Genomic DNA, 23477 nt, shown 5'->3' with positions numbered 1-23477 from the left:
CATGCCGATGACCGAGACCATGTCCGGCCTCCGCAAGGCCGCCGTCCTGCTGGTGCAGATGGGCAAGGACGACTCGGCGAAGGTGCTCTCGCAGCTGCGGGAGGCCGAGGTCGAGGAGCTGACCGCCGAGATCGTGCGGCTGGGCACCGTCGACCCCTTCGACGCGGTGGAGATCCTCACCGAGTTCCGCGACCTGGCCACCGCCTACCGCTACGCCGGTCAGGGCGGCATGGACTTCGCCCGGGAGCTGCTGGAGGCCTCGCTGGGCCGCGAGCGGGCCAGCCAGATCGTCGACCGCCTGTCGGCGTCGATGGTCGACCTGCCCTTCAGCTTCCTGCAGCGGGCCGACCCCCGTCAGGTGCTGTCGTTCGTGCAGGACGAGCACCCCCAGCTCATCGCCCTGGTGCTGGCGCACCTGCCAGCGCACCTGGGCGCGCAGATCCTGTCGGGCCTGAGCCCCACGCTCCAGGCCGACGTGGCCCACCGCATCGCGGTGATGGACCGCACCTCGCCGGACATCATCCGCCAGGTGGAGTCGTCGCTGGAGCGCAAGCTCTCCTCGGTGCTCCAGCCGTCGGACCTGTCGGCCGTGGGCGGCCTGCAGCCGCTGGTGGACATCATCAACCGCGCGGACCGCGTCACCGAACGCCTGATCCTCGAGGGCCTGGAGGGGCGCAGCCCCGAGCTGGCCGAGGAAGTCCGCAGCCGGATGTTCATGTTCGAGGACGTCGTCCACCTGGACGACCGCGCCGTCCAGCTCGTGGTCCGGCAGGTCGAGACCGTCGACCTGGCGACCGCCCTCAAGGGCGTCGGCCAGGACGTGCTCAACAAGATCACGCGCAACCTGTCCGAGCGGGCCGCCGAGAACCTCGTCGAGGAGATCGAGCTGCTCGGCCCCGTGCGCCTGCGCACGGTCGAAGAGGCCCAGGCCAAGATCGTTCACGCGATCCGGGCGCTGGAGGAGTCGGGTCAGATCGTGATTCGCCGTGGGGATGAGGATGAATTCGTCGCCTGAGATGGTTGTACGTGGAGCCCAGGCACGCGCCTTCAGCGCGGCGCGGTTCGCCACCGACTTCAACGTCGTCACCAACATGCCGACCGAGATCGTCGACGGTGCCCGTGCCGCGGCCCAGGCCGCGGGATACGCCGAGGGCTGGGCGCAGGGCCGCGAGGAGGCCCGCCAGGCCGCGGTGGCCGAGGTCCGGGACGAGGCGGAGCGCGTCGCCCGGGCGGAGGCCCGCAAGATCGCCCGCCTGGACAGCGCCCTGGCCGCCATCACCGGCTCGGCGGCCCAGATGGAGCGGCAGACCGCTCCGGCCGCCGCCGAACTGGAGGAGCTCATCGTTCAGACCGCGTACGCACTGGCCGAGGCGGTGCTCGGCCGGGAGATCGCCCACAGCCCCGAGCCCGGCCGCGAGGCCCTGGCCCGGGCGCTGGAGCTGGTCCCCGAGAACCGCCCCGTGCTCGTCCGGCTGAGCCCCGCCGACCACGCCGCCCTCGTCGGCGCCGGTCAGAACACCTTCGACATCGACGGCCGCGCCGTGACCATGGTCGTCGACGCCCGGCTGAAGCCCGGTGACGCCGTCGCCGAGTGCGACGCCACCGCCGTCGACGCCCGCCTGTCCACCGCCCTGGAACGCGTCAAGGAGGCCCTGGGCCTGTGATGATCCCGCTGCTCGACTCCCGCATCGCCGCCGCCACCCGGGCCGCGCGCCCCGTCGTGAACGGCCGCGTCTCCGCCGTGGTCGGCCTGTCGGTCACCGTGGAGGGCGTCTCCGGCAAGGTCGGCGACCTCGTCTACCTGGGCGAGGGCTCCGCCGCCGTCCCGGCCGAGGTGGTCGCGCTGGACAGCGGCCGGCTCAGCTGCCTGCCGCTGGGCACGCTGACCGGCATCGGAGTGGGCAGCCCCGTCATCGCCACCGGCGACTCCCTGCGGATCCCCGTCGGCGAGGCGCTGCGCGGGCGCGTCCTGGACGGCCTGGGCCGCCCGATGGACGGCGGGCCCTCCCTGGCGGGCCTGGAGATGGTCCCGGTGGAGAACGAGCCGCCGAACGCCATGCAGCGGCGCCGCATCGCCGAGCCGATGCCGGTGGGCGTGCGCGCGCTGGACACCATGGTCAGCGTCGGGCGCGGGCAGCGTCTGGGCATCTTCGCCGGTTCCGGCGTCGGCAAGTCGAGCCTGATGTCCATGATCACCCGGGGCACCGAGGCGGAGATCACCGTCGTGGCGCTGGTGGGCGAGCGCGGCCGTGAGGTCCGGGAGTTCCTGGAGAACGACCTGGGTCCCGAGGGCCTGGCCCGCTCGGTCGTCATCGTGGCCACCTCCGACCAGCCGCCCATGGTGCGCCTGCGCGCCTGCTTCGTGGCCACCCGGATCGCCGAGTGGTTCCGCGACCAGGGCCGCGACGCCCTGCTGCTGATGGACAGCCTCACCCGCGCCGCCATGGCCCAGCGCGAGGTCGGCCTGTCGGCCGGAGAGCCCCCGGCGACCCGCGGCTACCCGCCGTCGGTGTTCGCGATGCTCCCCCGCCTGCTGGAGCGGGCCGGGCCCGGCGTCGACGGCACCATCACCGGCCTGTACACGGTGCTGGTCGACGGTGACGACCACAACGAGCCGATCGCCGACGCGGCGCGCTCCATCCTCGACGGCCACGTCGTGCTCGACCGCCGCCTGGCCACCGCAGGCCACTTCCCGACCATCGACGTGCTGGAGTCGGTCTCCCGCGTCGCCGGCGCCGTGACCAGCCGCGAGCAGCGGGCGGACGCGACCGCCCTGCGCCGCCTCATGGCCGCCCACCGCGACATCCGCGAGCTGGTGGAGATCGGCGCCTACGTACCCGGCACCAACCCCGACGCCGACCTGGCCCGGGCGCTGTGGCCGCGCATCGAGAACTTCCTGCGCCAGGACATGGACGACCAGACCCCGGCCGCGGAGGCCTGGGAGTCGCTGCACGCCCTGCTGACGGGCGCACCGGCCTGACGGGGGCGAGTTCCCACCGGCCGAGCCTCGGACCTCCCCTCCAAAACCTCCCCTCCAAAACCTCCACGGCCTCCACGTTAAGGAGTCTCCATGCCACGATTCCGGTTGTCGTCGATCCTGCGCGCCCGCAAGGCGCAGGAGGACGCCGCCAAGGGCGATGTGATGCGGGCCAGGGGCGAGGCCGGAGCCGCCGCGCAGCGGGTCGCGCAGCACGAGGAAGAGCTGAAGAACCGGATGGTCGTCGTGGACCCCTCCGACGCCGCCGCGTTCGTCGCGGCGATGGCCGCCCGGCGCGCGGTGGCCGCCGAGCTGTCGGTACGGCGCCAGCAGGCCGAGGAGGCCCAGCGGCGGGTCACCGCCAGCGTCAACACCTGGAGCGCCGCCTCCCAGCGCCGCCGGATGGTGGAGAAGCTGTCCGAGCGGCACGAGACCGCCCGCCGCGAGGCCGAGGCCGCCGCCGACCAGCGCGCCGTCGACGATCTTTCCACCACCCGCAGGCCCCGTACGGACAAGGAGAACGGGCGTTGAGCATCGCCGACATCGCAGCCAGGATCAACCAGCTGCAGACCCAGTTCGGCGGTACGGCCCCCGTCTCGGCGACCACGACCTCCGCGACCTCCGGCACCGCGTCCACGACCTCGGCCGCCGACTTCGCCGCGGCGCTGGACGAGGCCAAGTCGGCGGCGAGCAGTACGACGGGCTCCACCCGGTCCACCACCGCCACCACGGCGACGGGCACGGCCACCTCCGGCTCGGCCGACGGGAAGGTCACCGGCCAGGACGTCGTCGAGCAGGCCCGCCGCTACCTGGGCGTCCCCTACCTGTGGGGCGGCACGGACCCGAAGAAGGGCCTGGACTGCTCCGGCCTGGTCCAGCTCGTCTACAAGAAGCTGGGCATCTCGCTGCCGCGCGTCTCGCAGGACCAGCAGAACGAGGGCCGCAGCATCCCGAGCCTCAAGCAGGCCCAGCCCGGCGACCTGCTGACCTTCGGCTCCCCCGCCACGCACATCGGCATCTACATCGGCGACGGCAAGATGTTGCACGCCCCGCGCACCGGCGACGTGGTCAAGATCGTCGACATGGACGACTACTACCGCAAGCCCACCGACATCCGCCGCATCCTGCCCGACGCGGCGGCGAGCGCGACCACGACGGCCACCGCGGTCCAGGCGACCCCCTCGGCCCTGAACGTCGCCTCCTCGGCGCTGAGCGCCACCCCCGCGACGCCGAGCGCCGCCGAGCTGCTGGCCCTGATGGCCGGCATCCGCTCCGGGCACGGCGCCGCCACACCGCTCTTCAACGGATCCGATGTTTTGGCACAGGTGGCGACCGCCTCTGCCGATGGGCTGGGTACCGGCCTGCCCGACCCGGGCCAGGTCTGACTCCGAACCATCCAGTCATGAACGGCATCGGATAACAGGAGAGACGATTTTGACTGTGCCTTCGATCCCCCTGGCGGGGAGCCCGTCGCCGATGGCGGCGCCTTCCGGCTCCTCCGGCGAGGGACAGACGGGCCAGAACGGGGCGGGCGACGCCTTCGCCGCGCTTCTCGCTCTTCTCGCGGGCGGCGGGGTGCTGCCGCAGGGAGTTACCCCACCCGGTCCCGACACCTCCGCGGGTGCGAACGGCACCGGCGCGAACGGCGCGGCGCCGCAGGGTGTGGCCCCGGCGAGCGCCGGCCCGCTCCAGGCGCAGGCCCTGACGGCCGCCCTCGGGCAGGCGCAGCCCGCCGTACAGCCCCAGCCCGGCCTCCAGGAGGGCGTGCCCGCCTTCCCGGCGCAGCCCGGCACGCAGGCCCAGGGCCAGACGCAGGCCTCCACCGGCACGGCCATCCCCGCCGCGCTCCTGACGGGAGCGGGTGCGGAGACGGTCGTCATGGACGGCGCCACCCTGGCCGCGTTCACCGCGGCCGCCGACGCCGCCCGGCAGGGCCAGGACGCGCTCGCCGCGCAGCCGGCCGTCACCGCCCCCGCCACCACCAAGAGCTCCGGCGACGTCCCGTCGCCGCAGATCGTCGCGGACCAGACCGTCGCCGTCGCGCCCACCGGCGCGGGAACGGGCGCGGGCTCCGGCTCCGGCGCGGGCACGACCGGCGATGACGGCTCCGGCCCCTCCGCCTCCGCGACCGGCGCGGTCACCGAGACCGCCGATCCGGTGCCGCAGGCCGCACCCCAGTCCTTCGCCACGGTGCAGGCCGCGGCGGTGGAGCGCGTCGCCGCCCCCGCCGCCCAGCAGCCCGCCACGCCGGCCTCGCAGATCGCGGTCCACGTGGTGCCGCTGCGCCAGGACCCGGACGGCATCCACCGCCTCACCATCCACCTGCACCCGGTCGACCTCGGCCCGGTCAGCGTCGTGGCCGAACTGCGCAACGGCGCGGTGCACCTGCAGCTCGCCGGTACCAGCGACGCCGCCTTCGACGCGCTGCGCTCGGCCCTGCCGGACCTGAAGCGGGAACTGGAGGAGAGCGGATTCTCCTCCTGCAGCCTGGACCTGCAGCGCGAGGCGCCCAACGGCGGACAGCCCGGCGACCGCAACCAGCCCTTCGGCCGGCAGGACCCGGCGGCCCGCGCCGCCGCAGGCGCGGCCCGGGCCGGCGACGCCTACCAGCGGCCCGAGCCCGCCGTGACGGATCCCGTACCCGACAGGCCCGGTTCCCGTCTGCTCAACGTCCGCCTCTGATCCGCCTCTCGCAAGGAATCAAAGGAATCACACGTGACCAACTCCGTGAGCGGGACCTCGTCCCCGATCACCACGGCCACGACGGCCGCGTCCCCGTCGACCGCGTCCGCCTCGAGCGGCAGCAAGCTCGACAAGGACACCTTCCTGCAGCTTCTGGTGGCGCAGATGCGTTACCAGGACCCCAGCAAGCCCGCTGACACCTCGGCGTTCCTCTCGCAGACCGCGCAGTTCTCCCAGGTGGAGAAGATGGAGGAGCTCGTCAAGCAGCAGGGGGAGATGCTCGCGGCGCAGCTGAGCCTGTCGGCCAGCAGCCTCGTCGGCAAGACCGTCAGCTACACCGGACCAGACGGCAAGGAAGCCGTCGGTGTGGTCACCTCAGCCTCGCTCGGCAGCAGCCCGACCCTGAAGGTCGGGAACACGGATGTACCGCTGTCCTCGGTCAAGGAAGTCACCAGCGCCGGCCGGCCCGGCACCGAACCCGCCTCCACCGAAGGAAACTGACATGCTTCGCTCCCTGTACTCGGGCATCAGCGGCCTGCGCGTCCACCAGACGATGATGGACGTCACCGGTAACAACATCGCCAACGTCAACACCACCGGCTTCAAGACGTCCCAGACCACCTTCCAGGACACGCTGAGCCAGATGATGCGCGCCGCGGGCGCCCCGCAGGCCGCCGACGGCGTGAACCAGGCCGCCGGTGGCTCCAACCCGGCGCAGGTCGGCCTGGGCGTGCGCCTGGCGGGCATCGAGACCAACTTCGGTCAGGGCGCGGCGCAGACCACCGGCCGCAAGACCGACCTGATGATCCAGGGCGACGGCTTCTTCGTCGTGCAGAACGGCACCGAGCAGCTCTACACCCGCGCGGGCTCCTTCAGCCTCGACGCCAACAGCACCCTGGTCACCCCGGACGGCAACTTCGTGCTCGGCTGGAACACCACCAACGGCACCATCAACACCGCCGACCCGCTGGTGCCGGTGCAGCTGCCGACGGACGGCTCGCTGGAGTCCTACACCATCTCCCAGGACGGCACCCTCGTCGGCGTCATGACCGACGGCACCAAGCGCCCGATCGGCCGCATCGCCATGGGCAACTTCGTCAACCCGGGTGGTCTGGAGAAGGCCGGCGGCTCGACCTACCGCGCCACCGTCAACTCCGGCGCCGCCGAGGTCGGCACCGCGGGCACCGGCGGCATGGGCCTGATGCAGACCGGCGCGCTGGAGATGTCCAACGTCGACCTCGGTCAGGAGTTCACCAACCTGATCATCTCCCAGCGCGGTTTCCAGGCCAACACCAAGGTCATCAGCACCTCCGACGAGCTGCTGAACGACCTGGTCAACCTCAAGCGCTAAGCGCCCGTCCCCGCACGCCGGGGACGGCACCAGGCCCCGGGCACGCCCCCCACGCGTGCCCGGGGCCTTTCGCGTTTCCCCGGTTCTCCCGGACGCCGTACGTCCCCGGGTGAAACGGGTCAGATGCCCTGGATGGACTGGAGCTTGGCCACGATCGTGGCCACCTCGTCCCTGCCGACCCTGGTCGGCCCGTGCTCGGGATCGGGGGCCCTCAGGTCGGACAGCGGGACGTTGAACACGAAGTCGGCCGCGGCGATCTCGTGCTCGCCGGTACCGAGCGACACGGCGAAGTGGGTGATGTCCGCGCCGGCGACGGGCACCAGCATCACGATCAGCGCGCGCCCGGAGATGGAGTGGTAGAAGTCGCTGGAGATCACCACGAAACGCCCTGTGCCCCGTACGCACACATCGCCGGTCGCGAACTTCACGCGGCGGCTCCGCGGGTGCCGGAGGAGACGTCTGCCTGGAGCTCGGAGATGGCCTGGTCGGCGGTGGCCGCGGCCAGATCCAGCGCCTCGGCCGCGGCGGGGTGAGGCGGGCGCGTCATGGACGCCCGCGCTTCGCGCCATGCGGCGATCTCCCGCATCAGTCCTCGCTGGACCAGCGTGGAGAGCGGGATGTCGAGTTCGTCGGCGACCTGTCGCGCGTCCTCCAGGACCCAGGCGTCCAGGCTGACAGCCGTCTTCTTCTTCGTCATACCAGCGACCATACTTCCCTACCCCTCTCGGTATGAAGAGATCGCCGAACTCTCCGACCCGATGTACCCGGCACGGCCCGGTGAACGCGGTACGGCTCGCCGCACCGGCCGGACGGGCGCCGCGACCGGGGCCGTACGGGACCTTGGTCCTGCGGGTTTCCTCAGGCCACGGGGGTGGCGGCCGATGGGGAGTACAGCGCGGTTCAGGGATGGGCCCGCCGTGCCCGCTGACGACTCGAGGACGGACCCGTGATACTTCTTACGCGCCTGAACGGGCCGGAGTTCGCGCTGAACCCGGACCTGATCGAGCGAGCCGATCAGACGCCCGACACGGTGATCACCCTCGTGGACGGGACCAAGTACATCATCGCCGAGTCGCTGAGCGAGTTCCTGACGCTGGTGCGCCGCTACCGCGCCGAGCTGATCGCCGACGCGGAGATCCTCGTCTCCTCGGGCACCCACCGCCCCCCGACCCCGACCTCGCCGTCCGACTCGGACCAGGCGCGCGTGGTCCGCCTCCACCGGCAGGAGCGATAGATGGATCCGGCAACCCTGGCAGGTATCGGCATCGCAGCCGTCTCCATTCTGGTGATGATGCTGCTCGAGGGCGCCAACCCGATGTCGATCATGCTGATCGCACCGATCATCCTGGTCTTCGGCGGCACCTTCGGCGTGGCCATGGCCGGTGGCGTCCTGCGTGACAGCCTCGGCATCGGCAAGCAGATCCAGCGCGCCCTGACGGCCAAGCCCTCGGTCAGCGCCGAGCTGGTCGACTCGATCGTCAAGCTCGCCGAGCGCGCCCGCCGCGAGGGCCTGCTGGCCCTGGAGGACGCCATCAAGGAGGTCGAGGACCCCTTCCTGCGCCGCGGCCTGGAGCTGGCCATCGACGGCACCGACCCCGAGGAGCTCCGGGAGATCCTGGAGGCCGAGGTCGAGGCCAAGCGCAAGGCCGACAAGGCCGGCGCCAAGATCTTCACCGACATGGGCGGCTACGCCCCCACGATCGGCATCATCGGCACCGTGGTCAGCCTCGTCCACGTGCTGGAGAACCTCAGCGAGCCCGAGAAGCTCGGCCACATGATCGGTGCGGCGTTCGTCGCCACCCTGTGGGGTGTGGCCAGCGCCAACGTGATGTGGCTGCCCATCGGCAACCGCCTCAAGCGCATCAGCGAGCTGGAGTGCGCCCAGATGGAGCTCACCATCGAGGGCATCGCCAACATCCAGGCCGGCACCAACCCGCGCCTGGTCTCCCAGAAGCTCAAGAGCCTGCTGCCGCCGGGTGAGGCCGAGACCAAGCCCGCGGAGAAGAAGGCGGCCTGATGAGTACCAAGGTCCGCCGTCACAAGAAGCACGCGGGAGGCCATGACGAGGAGGGGCACGCCGACGAGCGCTGGCTGGTCACCTACGGCGACATGCTCACCGTGCTCATGGCCCTGTTCATCGTGCTGTTCGCCATGAGCCAGGTCGACCAGAACAAGTTCAACGCGCTCAAGTCGAGCCTGTCGATGGCCTTCGGCGAGCCCGCGGTCACCTTCACCGCCCCGGGCACCGCCGTCTCCGGCGAGGCCGGCGGCGGCGAGGACGCCTTCATGGACCTGTCGGCCACCGCCTCCCAGGAGGAGAAGAGCGAGGCCGAGAAGAAGGCCCAGGAAGCCCTGGACGCCCTCGACCGGGCTAAGGCCTCGGCCCGCGCGAAGAACGCGGCCGCGGAGGTCGAGAAGTTCGAGGAGATCAAGAAGAAGATCCAGGCGGCGCTGGAGAAGCGGAACGCCTCCGACAGCGTGCAGTTCCGCATCGACGAGCGCGGCCTGGTCGTCACCGTCGTCACCAGTTCCGTGGTGTTCGGCAACAACAGCGCCGAGCTGCTGTCGGACGGCAAGAAGATCGTCGACGCGATCGCCCCGGCGCTGCGCAGCGAGACCAACAAGGTCGAGGTCGACGGGCACACCAACTGGCTGCCGGTGACCTCGGGCCCGTACCCGTCCAACTGGGAGCTGTCGACCGCCCGGGCCTCCACCGTGGTCCGCCGGCTGATCTTCAGGGGCATCCCGGCCGCCAGGCTGAACGCCTCCGGCTACGCCGACCAGCGCCCGCTGTACGCCGACACCGACCCCCGGTCGGTGTCCCTGAACCGCCGCGTCGAGGTGGTCGTCCTGTCCGACCTCGACTCCCAGACCAAGGCACTGCTGCCCTCCGCCGCGGGCCAGTCCGCAACCACCAACTGACCTCCGGGAGAGACCACCATGGCCACCGCCACGCTCAAGGCCGCGCCCGACGCCGAGGAGGCGAAGGGCGGCAAGAAGTCCAAGAAGATGATCTTCATCATCGCCGGAGCCGTCCTCGTCCTCGGGGCGGCCGCGGCGGCCTACTTCCTGCTCTTCGCCGGTGGCGGGGAGGAGGCGGCGGAGCCCGCGCCGGAGCCCGGCGCCGTGGCGACCCTGGACGCCATCACGGTCAACCTCGCCGACGGGCACTTCCTGAAGCTGAAGATGGCCCTGCAGGCCACCGCCGAGGTCGCCGAGGCTCCGGACGGCAGCAAGGCCCTGGACCTGGCCATCGACCAGTTCAGCAACAAGGGGGTCGACGAGCTGTCGTCGAACAAGGCCCGCAACCTGGCCAAGCAGGAGCTGCTGGAGAAGGTGGAGAAGGCCTACGAGGGCGAGATCATGGACATCTACTTCACCGAGTTCGTGATGCAGTAGTCCTCCGCGATCCCCAAGGCCCCCGCGCGGGCCGCAGGCCGTCCGGCCTCGGCCCGCCCCCCGGCCCAGGGACCGGCCCGCCTCCGGCGGGCGGGCACGGGAGCGCGGCCCGCCACGACGCCGGCCGCGCAGTGATCACCCACTGATCACCCACTGACCAGCCACGCCAGCCGTACCCGGCGAAAGGACACCCCAGCCGCACGAGAGCACAACCGAAGACACGGGCGGGAGCGCCGCACGCGCCCCGCGGCAGAACGGGACCCTCATCACGAGGTGAACCCGATTTCCGGCATTTCCTCATACGGGGCGAAGCCCGGCCGATGAGTGTTCTCGTGAGTGAGAGCCAGCCTTCGACCCCGACGCATCGCCTGCTAGGACGCGTGTCCCGACGGGCGAAGACGTCTGAGCCGCACACCTACGACTTCCGGCGCCCGATCAAGCTCTCGCGAGAGCACACCCGCACGCTCCAGATCGCCTACGAGACGTTCGCCCGTCAGTACACGACGCTGCTGACCTCGACCCTGCGCGTCGTGTCGCAGGTGTCGCTGGTCTCCATCCAGCAGCTCACCTACGACGAGTACATCTCGGGCCTGTCGAACCCCACGATCATGGCCACGCTGACCCTGGACCCGCTGCCGGGCGCGGCCATCATGGAGTTCTCGCTGAGTACGGCGATGGCCAGCATCGACCACCTGCTCGGCGGCCCCGGCGGCCCGCAGACCGAGCGTCCCCTGAGCGACATGGAGCTGCCGCTCCTTCGCGACCTGCTCAACCGGGTCCTGGACGAGCTGCACTACGCCTTCGAGTCCATCACCGACTTCCGCCCCATGCTGGGCGCGATCGACTACAACCCGCAGTTCGTGCAGGCCGCCGCGCCCGCCGACGCGGTCATCGTGGCCTCCTTCACGATGGCCGTGGGCAGCGAGGAATGCCTGATGACGTTCTGCCTGCCGTTCACGTCGATCTTCCCCAAGCTCCAGGGCAGCGACAACGACGTCGCGCTGAGCGACTCCCAGCGCCGCACGCGCGAGGAGGCCCACCGCAACATGGCCGCCGCGCTCGGCACCACGCCCATCGACGTGGCCGTCCGCTTCGACTCGATCATCATGCGGCCCGAGCAGATCATCAGCCTCGAGCCGGGTGACGTCGTGCCGCTGACCCACGCGGTCACGGCCCCGCTGTCGGTGACCGCCGCCGGCATCACCTTCGCCCACGCAGTGCCCGGCAGCCAGGGCCCGCGCCTGGCCTGCCTCGTCGTGCCCACGCCGCAGAACGAAACGGAAATCCAGCTATGACCACCACGATCACCGTCGCCCCGCGCGTGGCCTTCGCCCTCGACGCGGCCGAGGCCGCCATCGCCCTGCTGCCCTCGGGCGCCGAGCTGGAGGCGGGCACGCCCGTCACCTCCATCCCGGATGACGTCCCCGTCGGCCAGGCCGTGTGCGCCCGCTTCTCCGGCGCCGTCCGCGGCGAGGTCGCCGTGGTCGTCAGCCAGGACCTGGTCGACGCCCTGCGGCAGAGCCCGCTCGGCGAGCTCGACCTGACCAAGGCCATCCAGCCCGCCCTGGAGGCGGCCGCCAAGGTCCTCGGCCCGATCGTCATGGAGCCCGCGCAGGCCGTGGAGGTCCAGGTCGGCCTGGGCGCGCTGGCCAACCGCGGCGAGGCGCTGTTCGTGCCGCTGGTGGCCGAGGGCGTCGTGCACGCCGTGGTGGCGCTGGTCGCCACCCCGTGGCCGGCCACGGCCGCGGGCGGCGCGCCGGGCTCGGTCGCCGGTCGCGGCGGCCTGGACATGCTCCACGACGTGGAGATGAGCGTCACCGCCGAGCTCGGCCGCACCCGGATGACCGTGCGCGAGCTGCTCTCCCTGGCCCCCGGCGCCGTGGTCGAGCTCGACCGCGCCGCGGGCAGCCCCGTGGACCTGCTCGTCAACGGCCGCCTGATCGCCCGCGGCGAGGTCGTGGTCATCGACGAGAACTTCGGCATCCGCATCACCGAGATCCTTCCGCCGACCGCCGACCGCCTGTAGGCGGACCACCGCCCAGCAGACCGAATCCGTCCCGAGGTAGGAGCACGTCCGAAAATGATCGAGACCGTTCTGCGTATCACGTTCTCGCTTCTGGTGGTCCTGCTCCTGGCGTGGGGACTGTCCAAGGTCGCCCGCAAGCCGCTGGCGGGCCGGGGCGGAGGCCACCTCTCCGTGATCGCCCGTCAGCAGCTGTCCCGCAACTCCTCGGTGGCCATCGTCCGCGTGACCGACCGGGCCCTGGTGCTCGGCGTCACCGACGGACAGGTCACCCTCCTGACGGAGACCGATCTGGCGGCGCTGCAGGAGCAGCGCGAGGAGCCGGAGGAGCGCGTCCCCGTCTCCCTGCCGGCCGCCGTCCCGACAGCCGACTCCTCTCCGGCTGACGAGGTGGCGGCCGGCAGGAACCCCCTCGCGGGCTCCGCCCTGTCTCCCCAGACCTGGAAGACCGCCCTGGAAACGCTGCGCGAACGGACGGCTCGTAACTGATGAAGCGCATCCTCAGCCTGGCCCTGGCCGGAATGGCCGTCGCTGGCACGATCGCCCTGGGCGCCTCCCCGGCCGAGGCCGCCACCCGCCCCGTACGGCAGGCGGCCCCCGTCACCGAGATCGCCGAGGTCACCGCGGCCACTGTGACCACTGTGACCACCGGCACCACCGCAACCGCAGCCCCGGCGGCCCCCGCGCTCGCCTCGCCGTCCGATCCGAAGGGCCCCAACGGTCCCGAGGGCCCCGGCAACGACACGGTGACCATCGACCTCAACGGGGTCAACGGCAAGCCGAGCCAGTCCATCGTCGTGATGCTGGGCCTGACGGTGCTGTCCGTGGCGCCGGCGATCCTGCTGCTGTGCACCAGCTTCACCAAGATCTTCGTGGTGCTGAGCATCACCCGCAACGCCTTGGGCCTGTCCAACGTCCCGCCGAACCAGGTGCTGGCCGGCCTGGCCATCTTCATCAGCCTGTTCATCATGGGGCCCGTCGCCTCCGAGGTGAACGACAAGGCGATCCAGCCCTACCTCAAGGGCGAGAAGAGCGTCTCCCAGGCCGTCGAGGCCGGAACCCCGCCGGTGCGGGAGTTCCTGATGAAGCACACCCGCAAGGACGACCTGGCGCTGTTCACCAAGGTCTCCGGCAGCCAGAAGCCCGCCAACGCCGAGGCCGTGCCGATGACCACCCTGATCCCGGCGTTCGTGCTGTCGGAGCTGCGCACCGCCTTCATCATCGGGTTTGTCATCTACATACCGTTCCTCATCATCGATCTGGTCATCTCCGCGGCCCTGATGTCGATGGGAATGATGATGCTCCCACCGGTCACGGTGGCGATGCCCTTCAAGCTCCTTCTGTTCGTACTCGTCAACGGCTGGGGACTCATCGTGACGTCCCTGGTCGGAAGCTACCAGTGAGGATCTGACCGTGACCGACGTCCAGGTGCTGCACATCGGCACCCAGGCCATGGTGCTCGCCACCAAGCTGGCCGCTCCGATCCTGATCACCGCCCTGCTCATCGGCTTCGCGATCTCGCTGTTCCAGTCGGTGACGCAGATCCAGGAAGCCACCCTGTCCTTCGTGCCCAAGGCGGCCGGCGTGGCCGTGGCCCTGATCTTCAGCGGCAACTGGATGCTGCACGAGGTGACCTCCTTCACCACCGCCCTGTTCGACCAGCTGCCGCAGCTCATCCACGGCGGCTGAGCCCATGACGGGACTGCTGTCCGCCCCCACGCTGGCGGCTCTGCTCCTGGCCTCGATCCGGTCGGCGGCCTGGCTGCTGATGAGCCCGCCGTTCAACTCCAAGGCCATCCCCGGAGCGGTCAAGGCACTGCTGGCCGTCGCGATCGCCCTGCCGCTGACGCCCCGCCTGGCCGGACAGCTTCCCGACATCACCGTCGCCACCATGCTGATCAGCTCCGTCGAGCAGGTCGTCGTGGGCGTCGCGCTGGGCTTCCTGACCTCTCTGGTCTTCGCCGCCGTCCAGGCCGCCGGAGACCTGCTGGACATCTTCGGCGGTTTCTCCCTGGCCACCGCCTTCGACCCGCTGTCGATGGCCGCCAGCTCGGTGTTCGGCAAGTTCTACCAGATGCTGTGCACCACCCTGCTGCTGGTCAGCGGCGGCTACCAGTTCGTGATGCTGGGCTTCACCCAGACCTACACGACCCTCCCGCTGAACGGCACGCTGTCGATGGAGACCCTCAGCGACCTGATCACCGGCGGCCTGGCCGACCTGTTCGTCTCCGCCCTGCAGATCGCCGGCCCGATGATCGCGGTGCTGTTCTGCGCCGACCTCGCGCTCGGCCTGCTCAGCAAGGCGGCCCCGGCGCTGAACGCCTTCTCCCTCGGCTTCCCCGTGAAGATCTTCCTGACCCTGTCGCTGGCCGGCATCGCCATCGCCGTGCTGCCGGGCGCCATCGACGGGCTGACCGACCGTGCCGTGCGAATGATGATGGAGCTGACGGGCTGATGAGCGGAGGCGGAGAGAAGACCGAGCAGCCTACAGCCAAGAAGAAGAAGGACGCGCAGAAGGAGGGCCAAGTCCCCCAGACGCCGGACTTCGGCGCGTGGGCCTCTCTCCTGGCGGCCGGCATGCTGCTGCCGATGGTGCTGGAGAACGCCACCGAGGCGGGCAAGCGCATCATGTTCCAGGTCGGCGAGATCGTGCGGAACCCGGACCCGCAGATGGCGCTGGGCCTGTTCACCACGGGCCTGAAGGACGCCGTGCTGGCGATCGCGCCCCTGGCCGCGGCCACCGTACTGATCACTCTTCTCGCCGCGGCCGGCCAGACCGGTCTCAAGCCCGCCAGCAAGCTGTTCAAGCCGCAGTTCAAGAAGCTCAACCCGTTCTCCGGCCTGAAGCGCATGTTCGGCGCCCAGGCGCTGTGGGAGGCCGTCAAGGCGCTGCTGAAGACCGCGGCCCTGACCGGCATCGCCTACATGTCCGTCCGCGACCTCATCCCGGTCCTGATGGCCTCCGGCTCCCTGCCGCTGGGCACCCTGCTGTCGGCCGCCGGCGACGCGCTCATCACGCTCATGCGCCTGTCGGGCGCCGTCGGCCTGGTGCTGGCCGCCGCCGACTACGCGATGTCGCGCCACCGCATCGGCAAGCAGCTGAAGATGACCAAGCAGGAGGTCAAGGAGGAGTACAAGCGCACCGAGGGCGACCCGCACGTCAAGGGCCAGATCCGGGCCCGCCAGCAGGCGATGGCCCGCAACCGGATGATGGCCGACGTCCCCACCGCCGACGTCGTCCTGGTCAACCCCACCCACGTGGCGGTGGCGCTGCGCTACGACCCGGAAAAGGGCGCCCCCCGCGTGGTGGCCAAGGGCGCCGGCACCGTCGCGGCGAAGATCCGCGAGATCGCCGCCGAGAACCGCATCCCGATGGTGCAGGACATCCCGCTGGCCCGCGCCATGTACAAGAGCTGCGAGATCGGCCACGAGATCCCCGCGGAGATGTACGGAGCCGTCGCCAAGGTGCTCGCCTTCGTCATGACCCTCAAGGCCAAGGGCTCGGCCGCCGGCCTGCACCGCCTGGCCGCCTGACCCGGCCCCGCCACGAGGGATGGGACCGGGCCGGGGAGCGTCGCACCCGCCACGGGAGACGGGACCGGGCCGGGGCTCCGGCGCCTCTCACGAGATCGGGCCTCACCCGCCCGTCACCGGTGGCGGGCGGGTGAGGCTCTCAGGCCTCCGCGGCCGCCGTCCCCGCCCGCCGCCGGTAGTCCTCCAGCGCCCGGCGGGCGTCCTCCTCCACGAGGTCGGCGTTGATCATCGCGCCGGCGGTCAGGCCCGCTCCGGCGGAGGTGATGACCTGCGCCATCGCGTTGGAGACGTTGCCCGCCACCCACACGCCGGGCACGGAGGTGGCCCCCATCGGGTCGGCGGGGATCTGGGTGGCGACGACGTGGCCGTTGACCTCCAGGTCGGTGGGCTTGAGCCCGAGCGACTCCAGCAGCTCAGAGCGGGCGGTGAAGCGCGGCGTGACGACCACCGCGTCGAGCTCGACGACCTCCCCCGAGGCCAGCCGTACCCCCCTCAGCGCGTCGCCGTCGATCTCCAGTCCCGAGACCGGCTCCCCCACCACGGTGACCTCACGGGCCGCCAGGCGCTCGGCCTCCTGCTCGTCCGGCGGGTTGCCGTTGGCCAGCAACGTCACGTGCGGGCTCCACTGCCGCCACAGCTGCGCGTGGTGCAGGGCCAGCGGCCCGGTGGCCAGGATGCCGATGCGCCGGTCGCGGACCTCCCACCCGTGGCAGTACGGGCAGTGCAGCACATCGCGGCCCCACCGCTCGGCGAGGCCGGGCAGCTCGGGCAGCTCGTCGACCAGGCCGGTCGTCACCAGCAGGCGGCGGGCCCGTACGGCGCGCCCGTCGGCCAGTTCGACCAGGAACCCCTCCTGCTGCCGCTTAGCCGTCTCGGCGCGCCCGGTGACGATCTCGCCGCCGTAGCCGGCGACCTCCTCGCGCCCGATGGCCAGCAGCTCGGCCGGGGGCGTGCCCTCCCGGGTCAGGTAGTTGTGCACGTGTCCGGCCGGGGCGTTGCGCGGCCGGCCGTCGTCGACCACCAGCACCGAGCGCCGCGCCCGGGCCAGCGCCAGGGCGCCGGCCAGCCCGGCGGCCCCGCCGCCGATCACCACCACGTCGTAGGTCTCCCGCATCGTCGCCTTCCCTCCGCTCGTCATGTGCGCCCACAGTGCGGCATGTCCTGCGCATAAGACAAAAAGTGTTGCCGAAACAGCAAAAATCGGGAGCGTCAGCCGCGCAGCGGATGGCCGCCCAGGCTGACGGAAGCGAACTCGGCCACGGCGTCCTCGGCGTACAGACCGACCGCGCCCTGCAGATAGGGGTCCTGCTCGTCGGTGTAGTCGACCAGCTTGCGGCCGTCGACCCAGGCCGTCATCCGGGCGCCGCTCTGGCGCACCCGCACCTCGTACCAGCGGCCGATCGGGAACGGCCCCGGCCCGGTGGCCAGGAAGCGCTGGGCGCCGCGGAAGGCGGGATCGGCCTTGCCTAGCTCCCAGCCGTTGGGCTTGAGCAGCAGGTAGTAGAAGTTCTGCGGGCCGGTGTAGTGCCACACCGCCCAGGCGACCTCCCAGACGTTGGGCTCGGGACGGGTCTGGTCCAGGGTGCGCAGCCGCATCCGCAGGTCGGGCTCGCCGGTGGTGCCGGTGGAGACGATGAGACCGGCGTGGGTGACGTCCTCGGACTCCGGTGGGGGAGGGGCGAGCAGGATCGTCCCGTCCGGTCTGCGACCGGTGAACCCGCCCCCGTCGAAGATCACTCGCCAGTCGCCGTGCACGCCGCCCTCGTCCCAGTGCGCGGCCCCCTCCTGCCAGCGTTCCACGGCCTCCTCGCCGCCGCAGGACCCCGCCGCCGTCAGCGTCACGACGCCCACCACGGCGGCGGCCAGGCGCCACCGCGCCGCGCGCCGTACCCGATGAAGATCCACGTTTGTCACTCTACGTGACTTTCACGCTACGTAATATTTTTGGGTCCGGGTTTGCCATTTTCGTGACGCAGGGTTAGCTTGATGGAGAAGCCGCAGGTAGGGGCATATACCTGCGGCCTCTACGGGTACACGATGATCCGAGACGGCCTCAACGACGCTGCACGCGCACGTAGGAATTCGGCCGCCTAGCCGTCTCGGGGAGTGAATGGCGAGACCGCACCCGTCACCTGTCAGGTGACGTCCCTTCGGGATGTCCGGGTCCGTTTCGTTGTGAGGGTCCGTTCCCATGCCCACTCCTGCCGTTCCGCCGCGCTCCGGCCTCTCCGCCTCCCCGGCCTCTCTCTCGACGATGGCGGGAGGGATCTGAGATGTACGCCAACAGCGCCCTCGCCCTCACCGGCACCGGAATGAGTGTGGCCGCCACCGCCGTCCTGCCGGGCGACCCCGCCGCCGCCGAGGCCACCGCCTCCACCGTCTCCACGGTCTCCGCCGCCGCCGAGGGCTCCGCCGCGGCGGCCGGCCAGGCCGCCTCCCTGGCGGTGGACGTGGCCCGCACCATGCTGATGATCACCGGCGCGGGATTCGGGATCTTCCTCCTCATCATGACGAGCCTGCTGGCCGCCGGGGCTGTGCTGCGCGGCGTCGACGCCAGGCGCCGCCGCGGTGCCGTGGCCCCCGCCACCGTCGCCGCCACCGTCACCGCCGCCCCGCGGCCGACGGCCGCGCAGGTGACCCGGTGAGCGCGCTGCTCCAGCTCAGCTCCGCGGTCATCGTGCTCGGCCTGGGCTACACCGCGATGATGTTCCTGCTGTCGCGGCGCGTGCGCCGTCCCGCCGCGCCCGCCGAGCCCGCGCCGTTCTTCGTCTTCCTCATGGCCTGCCTGGACGAGGAGAAGGTGCTCGGCGCCAGCCTGGAGCGGCTGCGCGGCCTGCCCGGCGACCTGGCGGTCCTCGTCGTCGACGACGCCTCCTCCGACGCCACGGCCGACATCGTCCGCGCCGCCGCGGCCGAGGACGACCGCATCTGGCTGCTGCAGCGCACCCTGCCCGACGCCCGCCGCGGCAAGGGCGCCGCGCTCAACGCGGGCCTGGCCCACCTGACCGGCTCCGGCCTGCTGGAGGGGCGCGACCCCTCCCGGGTCGTCGTCTGCGTGCTCGACGCCGACGGGCGCCTGGACGTCGACGCCCTCGGCGAGGTCGCCCCCTACTTCGCCGACCCCGGCACCGGCGCGGTCCAGATCGGCGTGCGCATGTACAACCGCCACAGCGGCCTGCTGGCGCGCATGCAGGACATGGAGTTCGTCGTCTACACCGACGTCTTCCAGAACGGCCGCCGCCACCTGGGCAGCGTCGGCCTGGGCGGCAACGGCCAGTTCATGCGCCTGAGCGCGCTGGCCGAGCTCGGCGAGGACCCCTGGAGCGACTGCCTGACCGAGGACCTCGACCTCGGCGTGCGCATGCTGGCCACCGGCTGGCGCAACCGCTTCTGCCACACCACCGCCGTGCACCAGCAGGCCGTCCTGTCGCCCAAGCGGCTGGTACGGCAGCGCTCGCGCTGGTTCCAGGGCCACCTGCAGGCCGGCAAGCTGCTGCCGCTGGTCATCCGCCGCGCCCCGGCCACCGCCGCCCCGGACCTGGTCTACCACCTGATGAGCCCCTGGTTCCTGCTGCTGACCTCCCTGCTGCCGCTGGCCTTCGCCGCCTCGGGCCTGGCCCTGGTGGCCGCCTCGCTGCAGGCCGGGCACAGCGTGGTCTCGCCCGCCATGTTCGCCCTGTGGTACGGGCTGTCGTTCGGCGTCGCCCTCGTCTACGGCTACGTCTACTGGCGGCGCGACCGCGAGCTGGGCCTGCTGCGCTCCCTGCTGCTCGGGCACGCGTTCGTGCTCTACGGCTACCAGTGGTTCGCCGCCGGCTGGTGGGCCGTGGGACGCACGGTCTCCGGCCGCCAGAGCTGGCTCAAGACCGCCCGCACCTGATCCTCCCCGGGCCCCCGCCCACCTTCGCCCGCGACGGCCGTACGGCCCGCCGCCGGTCATTCACGACCTCCTCCACCAGGACAGGGACATGCCCACCTCGACCAGCCCCCTCCGCCGCCGCCTGGCGATCCTGCTCGCGCTGGCGACGCTCTGCACCGCGACGCTGCTGACCGCCGGCCTGACCCGGCGCGTGCCCGCCGCCGCGGCCGACAGCGTCCCCGCCGCGGCCGTGGTCTTCAAGGGAGGCCTGGCCGGGACCGGCCGCTCCACGCTGGTGCTGTACGACACCACCGGCCGGTGGAGCCACACCGGTGAGCTGTACGCGATCCAGGCGGCCAACCTCGCCGGCCACTTCGGCACCTACACCGCCATGCCCGTCTCGGCCTACACCAAGGGCGCGATGGAGCCGTACACGGCGGTGGTCTACGCCGGATCCAGTTACGGCGAGCCGCTGCCGCAGGCGTTCCTGGAGGACGTGCGCTCCACCGCCCGTCCCGTCATCTGGATGAACGACAACATCTGGCAGCTGACCGCCGCCACCCCCGGCTTCGCCGCCACCTACGGCTGGATGTGGTCCGGGCTCGACCACGCCGCCGTCGGCAAGGTGGTCTACAAGGGCCGAACCCTCACCCGCGACACCGCCAACGCCTCCGGCGTGATGGCCTACGCCTCGGTGGACACCACCACCGCCGCGGTGCTGGCCGAGGCCGTGCGCGCCGACGGGACCCGGCTGCCGTGGGCGATCCGCTCGCGCAACCTGACCTACATCGGCGAGATCCCCTTCACCTTCACCACCGCCACCGACCGCTACCTGATCTTCTCCGACCTGCTGTTCGACGCCCTGGCGCCCGAGACGCTGGAGGAGCACCGCGCCATGGTCCGCCTGGAGGACGTCGGCCCCACCTACGACGTCGCCAAGCTGCGGGCCGTGGCCCAGATGCTGGCCGCCAGGAAGATCCCCTACTCCTTCGGCGTCTACCCCGTCCACAAGGACCCGGCCAAGGGCGTGTCCGTCAGCCTGAAGGACCGGCCCCGGCTGGTGGAGACGCTGAAGTACATGCTCGCCAACGGCGGCACGATGATCATGCACGGGTACACCCACCAGTACGCCGACAGGCCCAACCCCTACAACGGCGTCAGCGGCGCGGACTTCGAGTTCTACGCCGCCCACGTCGACGCCGACGACTACGTCCGCTACGACGGGCCCGTGCCCGGCGACTCCACCGCCTGGGCCGCCGGCCGGATGATGGCCTCGGCCGCCGAGTTCCGGGCCGCGGGGCTGCCGGTTCCGACGATCTTCGAATTCCCGCACTACGCCGCCTCGGCCGCCGACTACAAGGCGGCGCTCACCCGCTTCGGCGCCCGCTACGAGCGCAGCCTGTACTTCGCCGGCACCCTGTCGGGCACCGGCCCCCGCCCCGAGCACATGACCGGGCAGTTCTTCCCCTACGCCGTCACCGACGTCTACGGCTCCAAGGTGCTGCCCGAGAACCTCGGCAACGTCGTGCTGACCGGCTACAACAACAACCCGTCGGTGCTGCCGGCCGACCTGGTCGAGGCCGCCCGGGCCAACCTGGTGGTGCGCGACGGCGTGGCCAGCTTCTTCTACCACCCCTACCTGGGCACCGAGCGCCTGGGCGAGATCATCGACGGGATCGAGGACCTCGGCTACGCCTTCGTGGCGCCGGCCGCCCTGACCGCCGCCGCGGCGCCCGCCGTACCCCTCACCGCGCACGTTCGGTAAAGGATTGCCGGGTGGTTTGCCGGTTTTGGTAACCCATGGTTACCCTGGACGAGAACCCGCAGGTAGGGGCATATACCGCGGCGCTTCAACGGGTAAGCAATGATCCGAGACGGCCTCAACGACGCTGCACGCGCACGTAGGAATTCGGCCGCCTAGCCGTCTCGGGGAGCCAATGGCGAGACCGAACCCACACCCTGTCATGCGGCGCCTTCACCCGCGCCGGATTCACTTCGCTGTGGGGGTCCTTCTCCTATGCCCGCTCTCCTGCGCCGGCGCAGTCTCATCCTGCCGATGCTGACGGCGCTGCTGTCGGTCATGATGTTGTTCACCACCGCCTTCGTGCCGCAGCCCGCCGCGGCCGCCGCCGCGCCCGCGGTCTTCAAGGGCGGCCTGGCCGGGACCGGCCGCTCCACCCTGGTGCTGTACGACACCACCGGCCAGTGGGGCTGGCTCGGCGAGCTGTACGCCACCCAGGCGGCCAACCTCACCGGCCACTTCGGCACCTACACCGCCATGCCCGTCTCGGCCTACACCAAGGGCACGATGAAGGGCTTCACCGCCGTCATCTACGTCGGCTCCACCTACGACGAGCCGCTGCCGGCCGCGTTCCTGGACGACGTGCGCTCCGCCGTCCGCCCGGTCATCTGGATGAACAACAACATCTGGCAGCTGACCGCCGCCACCCCGGACTTCGCCGCCACCTACGGCTGGATGTGGTCGCAGTTCGACGTCGACACCATCGAGGGCGTCGTCTACAAGGGCAAGGACCTCTCGCGTGACGGCGTCAACGCCTCCGGCGTGATGGACTACGCCAGCGTCGACGAGACCAAGGCCAAGGTGCTGGCCAGCGCCGTGCGCAAGGACGGCAAGCAGATCCCGTGGGCGATCCGCTCGCGCAACCTGACCTACATCGGCGAGATCCCCTTCGCCTACACCACCGCCACCGACCGCTACCTGGTCTTCTCCGACCTGCTGTTCGACGCCCTGGCGCCGGAGACCAAGGAGCGCCACCGCGCCATGGTCCGCCTTGAGGACATCGGCCCCAACTACGACGCCGACGAGCTGATGAAGGTCGCCAAGGTGCTGGCCGCCCGGAAGATCCCCTTCTCCTTCGGCGTCTACCCCGTCTACAAGGAGCCCGGCAAGACCATCAAGCTCCGACAGCGGCCCGCGGTCGTCAAGGCGATCAAGTACATGCTCGCCAACGGCGGCACGATGATCATGCACGGGTACACCCACCAGTACACCGACAAGCCCAACCCCTACAACGGCACCAGCGGTGACGACTTCGAGTTCTACACCGCCCACGTCGACGAGCAGAACTACGTCCGCTACGACGGGCCCGTGCCCGGCGACTCCACCGCCTGGGCCGCCGGCCGGATGATGGCCTCGGCCGCCGAGTTCCTCGCCGCCGGCCTCCCCGTGCCGACGATCTTCGAGTTCCCGCACTACGCCGCCTCGGTCGCCGACTACAAGGCCGTCAAGCAGCTGCGCTTCACGGCCCGCTACGAGCGCAGCCTGTACTTCGCCGGCACCCTGTCGGGCACCGCGCCGCAGTACGACCACATGGCCGGGCAGTTCTTCCCCTACACCGTCACCGACGTCTACGGCTCCAAGGTGCTGCCCGAGAACATCGGCAACATCGAGCCGGAGGCCTTCAACAACCACCCGGTGGTGCTGCCCGACAGGCTGATCGACGCCGCCCGGGCCAACCTGGTGGTGCGCGACGGCGTGGCCAGCTTCTTCTACCACCCCTACCTGGGAACCGAGTGGCTGGAGGAGACCATCGACGGGATCAAGGGCCTGGGCTACACCTTCGTGCCCGCCAAGTCGATGCTGTAGCACCGCGCGCGGCGGGCACATGCGAAAGAGGGGGTACGGCGCGCC

The 23477-nt window shown here is 71.1% G+C and carries 27 protein-coding genes; 23 read left to right on the top strand and 4 right to left on the bottom strand.

From position 1 onward, the window contains the following. Position 1: 1 nt before the first annotated feature. The 8 genes from fliG to Psi01_RS40820 all read left to right on the top strand — a co-directional run bounded on the left by fliG (position 2) and on the right by Psi01_RS40820 (position 7010). The gene (fliG, locus tag Psi01_RS40855; RefSeq protein ID WP_204069576.1) at positions 2 to 1015 is read left to right on the top strand and encodes a flagellar motor switch protein FliG; all 1014 of its coding nucleotides are present in this window, start codon (positions 2 to 4) and stop codon (positions 1013 to 1015) included. A 1-nt stretch (position 1016) separates the two neighbouring features. Further along, positions 1017 to 1664: a FliH/SctL family protein gene (locus Psi01_RS40850; protein ID WP_204069575.1), complete on the top strand. Its 648-nt coding sequence runs from the start codon at positions 1017 to 1019 to the stop codon at positions 1662 to 1664. Beyond that, the gene (locus Psi01_RS40845; protein ID WP_239128413.1) at positions 1664 to 2980 is read left to right on the top strand and encodes a FliI/YscN family ATPase; all 1317 of its coding nucleotides are present in this window, start codon (positions 1664 to 1666) and stop codon (positions 2978 to 2980) included. Before Psi01_RS40850 ends, Psi01_RS40845 begins: the two co-directional genes overlap by 1 nt. Before the next feature lie 90 nt (positions 2981 to 3070). Then, entirely contained in the window at positions 3071 to 3508 is a 438-nt protein-coding gene (gene fliJ, locus Psi01_RS40840; RefSeq protein ID WP_204069573.1) for a flagellar export protein FliJ, read from the top strand. Next, positions 3505 to 4362 carry a C40 family peptidase gene (locus Psi01_RS40835; RefSeq protein WP_204069572.1) on the top strand — a complete coding sequence of 286 codons (858 nt, stop codon included), beginning with the start codon at positions 3505 to 3507 and terminating at the stop codon, positions 4360 to 4362. The genes fliJ and Psi01_RS40835 overlap by 4 nt, the downstream gene beginning before the upstream one ends. A gap of 55 nt (positions 4363 to 4417) precedes the next feature. After that, positions 4418 to 5659, top strand: coding sequence for a flagellar hook-length control protein FliK (locus Psi01_RS40830; protein ID WP_204069571.1), 1242 nt, complete (start codon positions 4418 to 4420; stop codon positions 5657 to 5659). A 33-nt stretch (positions 5660 to 5692) separates the two neighbouring features. After that, positions 5693 to 6160: a flagellar hook assembly protein FlgD gene (locus Psi01_RS40825; RefSeq protein WP_204069570.1), complete on the top strand. Its 468-nt coding sequence runs from the start codon at positions 5693 to 5695 to the stop codon at positions 6158 to 6160. Position 6161: 1 nt separating this feature from the next. Then, positions 6162 to 7010: a flagellar hook-basal body complex protein gene (locus Psi01_RS40820; protein ID WP_204069569.1), complete on the top strand. Its 849-nt coding sequence runs from the start codon at positions 6162 to 6164 to the stop codon at positions 7008 to 7010. Positions 7011 to 7129: 119 nt separating this feature from the next. On the opposite strand, the gene Psi01_RS40815 is transcribed toward Psi01_RS40820, so the two are convergent. After that, the gene (locus Psi01_RS40815; protein WP_204069568.1) at positions 7130 to 7438 is read right to left on the bottom strand and encodes a hypothetical protein; all 309 of its coding nucleotides are present in this window, start codon (positions 7436 to 7438) and stop codon (positions 7130 to 7132) included. Continuing rightward, positions 7435 to 7707 carry a hypothetical protein gene (locus tag Psi01_RS40810; protein ID WP_204069567.1) on the bottom strand — a complete coding sequence of 91 codons (273 nt, stop codon included), beginning with the start codon at positions 7705 to 7707 and terminating at the stop codon, positions 7435 to 7437. Before Psi01_RS40810 ends, Psi01_RS40815 begins: the two co-directional genes overlap by 4 nt. A gap of 249 nt (positions 7708 to 7956) precedes the next feature. Between Psi01_RS40810 and Psi01_RS40805 the strand changes: the two genes are divergently transcribed. The 11 genes from Psi01_RS40805 to Psi01_RS40755 all read left to right on the top strand — a co-directional run bounded on the left by Psi01_RS40805 (position 7957) and on the right by Psi01_RS40755 (position 15966). Further along, entirely contained in the window at positions 7957 to 8244 is a 288-nt protein-coding gene (locus Psi01_RS40805) for a flagellar FlbD family protein (RefSeq protein WP_204069566.1), read from the top strand. After that, complete coding sequence (locus Psi01_RS40800; RefSeq protein ID WP_204069565.1) at positions 8245 to 9027, top strand: motility protein A; 783 nt, start codon at positions 8245 to 8247, stop codon at positions 9025 to 9027. It begins immediately after the preceding gene. After that, entirely contained in the window at positions 9027 to 9932 is a 906-nt protein-coding gene (locus tag Psi01_RS40795; RefSeq protein WP_204069564.1) for an OmpA/MotB family protein, read from the top strand. Before Psi01_RS40800 ends, Psi01_RS40795 begins: the two co-directional genes overlap by 1 nt. A gap of 18 nt (positions 9933 to 9950) precedes the next feature. Then, complete coding sequence (locus Psi01_RS40790; protein WP_204069563.1) at positions 9951 to 10409, top strand: flagellar basal body-associated FliL family protein; 459 nt, start codon at positions 9951 to 9953, stop codon at positions 10407 to 10409. Positions 10410 to 10789: 380 nt separating this feature from the next. Continuing rightward, positions 10790 to 11704, top strand: coding sequence for a flagellar motor switch protein FliM (locus Psi01_RS40785; protein WP_204069562.1), 915 nt, complete (start codon positions 10790 to 10792; stop codon positions 11702 to 11704). After that, on the top strand, positions 11701 to 12435 hold the full coding sequence (gene fliN, locus Psi01_RS40780) for a flagellar motor switch protein FliN (RefSeq protein ID WP_204069561.1): 735 nt from the start codon (positions 11701 to 11703) through the stop codon (positions 12433 to 12435). Before Psi01_RS40785 ends, fliN begins: the two co-directional genes overlap by 4 nt. A 54-nt stretch (positions 12436 to 12489) precedes the next feature. Next, positions 12490 to 12921, top strand: a complete 432-nt coding sequence (fliO, locus tag Psi01_RS40775) for a flagellar biosynthetic protein FliO (RefSeq protein ID WP_204069560.1) — start codon at positions 12490 to 12492, stop codon at positions 12919 to 12921. Then, positions 12921 to 13835, top strand: coding sequence for a flagellar type III secretion system pore protein FliP (gene fliP / locus Psi01_RS40770; protein ID WP_204069559.1), 915 nt, complete (start codon positions 12921 to 12923; stop codon positions 13833 to 13835). The genes fliO and fliP overlap by 1 nt, the downstream gene beginning before the upstream one ends. Before the next feature lie 10 nt (positions 13836 to 13845). Next, on the top strand, positions 13846 to 14121 hold the full coding sequence (gene fliQ / locus Psi01_RS40765; protein WP_239128412.1) for a flagellar biosynthesis protein FliQ: 276 nt from the start codon (positions 13846 to 13848) through the stop codon (positions 14119 to 14121). A 4-nt stretch (positions 14122 to 14125) separates the two neighbouring features. Continuing rightward, positions 14126 to 14887, top strand: a complete 762-nt coding sequence (locus tag Psi01_RS40760; protein ID WP_204069558.1) for a flagellar biosynthetic protein FliR — start codon at positions 14126 to 14128, stop codon at positions 14885 to 14887. Next, the gene (locus Psi01_RS40755) at positions 14887 to 15966 is read left to right on the top strand and encodes an EscU/YscU/HrcU family type III secretion system export apparatus switch protein (protein ID WP_204069557.1); all 1080 of its coding nucleotides are present in this window, start codon (positions 14887 to 14889) and stop codon (positions 15964 to 15966) included. The genes Psi01_RS40760 and Psi01_RS40755 overlap by 1 nt, the downstream gene beginning before the upstream one ends. Before the next feature lie 139 nt (positions 15967 to 16105). On the opposite strand, the gene Psi01_RS40750 is transcribed toward Psi01_RS40755, so the two are convergent. Beyond that, positions 16106 to 17104: an NAD(P)/FAD-dependent oxidoreductase gene (locus Psi01_RS40750; protein WP_239128411.1), complete on the bottom strand. Its 999-nt coding sequence runs from the start codon at positions 17102 to 17104 to the stop codon at positions 16106 to 16108. Positions 17105 to 17175: 71 nt separating this feature from the next. Then, complete coding sequence (locus Psi01_RS40745) at positions 17176 to 17871, bottom strand: 3-keto-alpha-glucoside-1,2-lyase-like domain-containing protein (protein ID WP_204069556.1); 696 nt, start codon at positions 17869 to 17871, stop codon at positions 17176 to 17178. Positions 17872 to 18239: 368 nt separating this feature from the next. Between Psi01_RS40745 and Psi01_RS40740 the strand changes: the two genes are divergently transcribed. From Psi01_RS40740 to Psi01_RS40725, 4 genes are all read left to right on the top strand, one after another. Further along, the gene (locus Psi01_RS40740; protein ID WP_204069555.1) at positions 18240 to 18611 is read left to right on the top strand and encodes a hypothetical protein; all 372 of its coding nucleotides are present in this window, start codon (positions 18240 to 18242) and stop codon (positions 18609 to 18611) included. Continuing rightward, the gene (locus tag Psi01_RS40735; protein ID WP_204069554.1) at positions 18608 to 19846 is read left to right on the top strand and encodes a glycosyltransferase family 2 protein; all 1239 of its coding nucleotides are present in this window, start codon (positions 18608 to 18610) and stop codon (positions 19844 to 19846) included. Before Psi01_RS40740 ends, Psi01_RS40735 begins: the two co-directional genes overlap by 4 nt. Before the next feature lie 88 nt (positions 19847 to 19934). Then, positions 19935 to 21590, top strand: a complete 1656-nt coding sequence (locus tag Psi01_RS40730; protein WP_204069553.1) for a DUF2334 domain-containing protein — start codon at positions 19935 to 19937, stop codon at positions 21588 to 21590. 252 nt (positions 21591 to 21842) lie between these two features. After that, positions 21843 to 23432 carry a DUF2334 domain-containing protein gene (locus Psi01_RS40725; RefSeq protein ID WP_204069552.1) on the top strand — a complete coding sequence of 530 codons (1590 nt, stop codon included), beginning with the start codon at positions 21843 to 21845 and terminating at the stop codon, positions 23430 to 23432. Positions 23433 to 23477 lie beyond the last annotated feature (45 nt).

It is taken from the genome of Paraplanobispora siamensis (assembly GCF_016863175.1).
GTDB lineage: Bacteria > Actinomycetota > Actinomycetes > Streptosporangiales > Streptosporangiaceae > Planobispora > Planobispora siamensis.
This window is presented reverse-complemented; position numbering and strand designations above follow the sequence as displayed.